5 protein-coding genes are annotated in these 3,216 nt (G+C 43.0%); 3 read left to right on the forward strand and 2 right to left on the reverse strand.

Features of this window, described 5'->3' with window-relative positions:
- Positions 1–89 precede the first annotated feature (89 nt).
- Positions 90–215 (reverse strand): photosystem II protein Y, encoded by a 126-nt coding sequence (locus ACFE90_RS37315; RefSeq protein WP_012411301.1) that lies wholly within the window; start codon positions 213–215, stop codon positions 90–92.
- 232 nt (positions 216–447) lie between these two features.
- Positions 448–975: a gamma carbonic anhydrase family protein gene (locus ACFE90_RS37320; RefSeq protein WP_375507263.1), complete on the reverse strand. Its 528-nt coding sequence runs from the start codon at positions 973–975 to the stop codon at positions 448–450.
- A gap of 239 nt (positions 976–1,214) precedes the next feature.
- Between ACFE90_RS37320 and ACFE90_RS37325 the strand changes: the two genes are divergently transcribed.
- The 3 genes from ACFE90_RS37325 to ACFE90_RS37335 all read left to right on the forward strand — a co-directional run.
- A complete protein-coding gene (locus ACFE90_RS37325) occupies positions 1,215–1,727 on the forward strand; it encodes a TIGR02652 family protein (protein WP_375507264.1) in 513 nt (170 codons plus the stop codon).
- A 79-nt stretch (positions 1,728–1,806) separates the two neighbouring features.
- The gene (locus tag ACFE90_RS37330; RefSeq protein ID WP_375507265.1) at positions 1,807–2,250 is read left to right on the forward strand and encodes a VOC family protein; all 444 of its coding nucleotides are present in this window, start codon (positions 1,807–1,809) and stop codon (positions 2,248–2,250) included.
- Between the two features lie 301 nt (positions 2,251–2,551).
- On the forward strand, positions 2,552–3,216 hold a 665-nt coding region (locus tag ACFE90_RS37335; RefSeq protein ID WP_375507266.1), incomplete at its 3' end, for a M16 family metallopeptidase.

The raw sequence follows: 3,216 nt of genomic DNA on the forward strand, positions 1-3,216 counted from the left end.
GCACCATGCTCAATTAATCATTATGAATAAAATCGACTGCCTCTATGAAGAGAAACAGCCGATTGAAGATTGATGATATTAAGCCGAATTTAAGCTTCTCTATCCAAAAAGCCTTGAATTTGTCTTAAAGCCGCAGCGCCAATATTAAACACTGCCCAGCTAGCAGCAATGACAACTGGTGCTAAAACGATCGCTATACGGTAATCGATATCCATATCTAGAACCCCTCTCTTAAGTAGAAATTAAAGTTTTGTCAACTGCTCTCATTTTTATTTTTAGCTGAAGTGGGCAACTTTTCCAAGTAGATATGTAAAGAATGATTAAATTATTGGGCATTGGATATTGGAAATTAGGCAGAGGGGCGGGGTGCGGGGGGCAGAGGAGAAAAACTTACTGCAACTTCTCCTCTGCTCCCTGCTCCCTGCTCCCCTGCTTCTTCCCCATTTCCTAAGCCTTGCTAAAACCAATATCAGTACCCTTACCAGCATGAACTAAAGCTAACTTTTGGTAACGTTGGGCGTGTTCAATCAGTTCTGCGGCTTCAACATCTGTTACTTGGCGTAATATTTTGCCAGGAATACCGACAACTAGGGACAAAGGCGGTACATTTTTAGTTACCACTGCACCAGCACCGATAATGCTACCAGCGCCCACTCTTACCCCGTCTAAAATTACTGCGCCTATGCCAATCAAACTTCCACGCTCAATGTAAGCGGAATGTATCACAGCGCGATGTCCTACAGTGACATGATCTTCTAAAATTGTGGGAAAACCAGGATCGCCATGTAAAATTGCACCATCCTGAATATTTGTGCATTCGCCAATTTCAATGCGTTCCACATCTCCCCTAACCACTGCTCCATACCAAATGCTTACCCCTGCTGCTATATTTACCGAACCCATAACAACAGCGTTGGCTGCGATGAAGGCAGCTTGAGAAAAATCAGGAGATGTCCAGTAAGAAGCGGTAGACACGATAGAATATGAATATGGTACCCAGGAACACTGGAGAAACTCCAACCTTTGAGGCTGGTTGCACAACTAGGATATCACAGCGTCAAGCCTCTACACTGAGGAAAACACTAGTGAGCATTGTTGCTGCCGCAACTCCGTGTCTGTGCAGCAGTGACCAAGTAACCCAAAGTGATGGAGCCAAAGTGTATAATACAATACACTAGCGCTGGTGAAGACAAAATTATGTTTGTACGCACTTCATGATGAACCCAGGCTTGCAGTACCCGATGTTTGGGCCTGAAATACAGTGTCCCCATTGTCGCCAGACTATTCCGGCGCTGACATTAACAGATACCTATTTGTGTACGCGTCATGGCGCGTTTGAAGCTAATCCTAAAAATGGAGAGTTAATCCATTTGCAATCGGGGCGTCATTGGCGGAGGTGGAATAGTGAATGGTATAGACAGCATACTCATCCCGATGGTATTCGCTTTGAAATTCACGAAGCATTAGATAAGCTCTATACCCAAGGCTTTCGAGCAACAAGAGTAATTATTGCTCGGCGCTATCAGGAATTGATGAGTGGCTACTTGGAACGCAGCACACCTTGGCGTTCTGGACAACCAGAAGCTACTGCTGCGCGTTTATACGGCTTACCCGTGGAGTTTAGCCCCGACACCTCAGATGATCCCTGTTGGGAAGTAATTAATTTTGACTTGGAAAAAGAACCTGGCGTCCCTATACGCTACCCTTATTTCAGGTTGTTTGAGTAATGGTCATTTGTCATTAGTCATTTGTCATTAGTGAATAACAAAGGACAAATGACTAATGACTAAGGACTAAGGACTAATTATGCACCACGCTTCTATTCGGACTGCCAATATTCATCGAGCGATCGCTTTCTACGAACATTTAGGGTTTACAATTTCGGAACGCTTTACTACAGGCTACACCCTAGCTTGCTGGATGGAAGGATTGGGCGGCAGAATTGAACTGATCCAAATTCCCGAACCAAAACCAGCCCCAGATGCCTTTAATGACGAGCATTATGTTGGGTATTATCATCTATCGTTCGATTTAACTGAGATTACACCAGATTTACCTAATTGGTTGACAAATTTGCAAGAGCGTGTATTGCTGGCGACTGAGAGTCAACCCGAAGAATTACAACCGTTGAAAGTACTTTTAGAACCGACACAACAGCAAATAGGCGATCGCATTTACGAAGTGGCTTTCATCGCTGATACTGATGGCTTACCTCTGGAATTCATTCGGATTTTAGCAAAACTCCCATAATTTAGCTTTTTTATTACCTTTATTGCTAATATATTGTTTTTCTGTATTGTTACTGAGGCAACAGATTTTTTGGACAGATTAAACTATCGTCACTTTCCAAAATAACTATGTAATTTAATTTACATAATCTGCTAAATACATGTATGGATTTTCCAGATTTTATAAATATCCCTTGCCATTATTATTTTTAAGCTTATGGCTAGTAGCAGTTTTTTTGTTAAGCAATAAACCTGCTCATAGCCGACATGCAGCCATATCTAACAAAGAAAAATATCAATCAACCTTGCTAGCAAAAAGAATAATGCCCTCAACACTGACACAAAATGTCCGTAAGACAGTGCTGGAGAATGGTCTAACTGTGCTGACAAAGGAAGTGCATACTGCGCCAGTAGTGACGGTGCAGGTGTGGTATAAGGTTGGCTCACGCAACGAAGAACCGGGCGTGAATGGCATTGCCCACCAGTTGGAACACATGATGTTTAAAGGTACTCTAAACCGTCCAATTCAATTTGGCCGTTTGTTTAGTGCTTTAGGTAGTGATTCCAATGCTTTCACCAGCTACGATCAAACTGCATATTACGGTACTGTTGAACGAAACAAGCTGAAAGCGCTCTTAGTGCTGGAAGCAGACAGAATGCAAAATTCCCAGATTGAGCCAGAACAACTGGCGAATGAGAAGCGGGTAGTAATTTCCGAGTTGCAGGGTTACGAAAATAGCCCAGAATATCGCCTCAACCGCGCCGTCATGCAGGCGGTGTTTCCCAATCATGCTTATGGATTGCCTGTAGGTGGCACTAAAGCTGATGTCGAGAAATTTGAGGTTGAGCAGGTACAGAAATATTACCGCAATTTTTACAGTCCCGATAATGCCGTCTTAGTAATTGTTGGAGATTTTCATACTGCAAATACCTTGGAAACAATTAAAGAGGTGTTTGGTAAAGTACCTAAGAGGCAGGGGGCAGGGGG

It is taken from the genome of uncultured Nostoc sp., assembly GCF_964245445.1.
Taxonomy (GTDB): Bacteria; Cyanobacteriota; Cyanobacteriia; order Cyanobacteriales; family Nostocaceae; genus Nostoc.

What these genes read in the sequence shown, in the direction of transcription:
- ACFE90_RS37315 (WP_012411301.1), bottom strand. Translation starts at nt 215, where the DNA reads ATGGATATCGATTACCGTATAGCGATCGTTTTAGCACCAGTTGTCATT.
- ACFE90_RS37325 (WP_375507264.1), top strand. Translation starts at nt 1,215, where the DNA reads ATGATGAACCCAGGCTTGCAGTACCCGATGTTTGGGCCTGAAATACAG.
- ACFE90_RS37330 (WP_375507265.1), top strand. Translation starts at nt 1,807, where the DNA reads ATGCACCACGCTTCTATTCGGACTGCCAATATTCATCGAGCGATCGCT.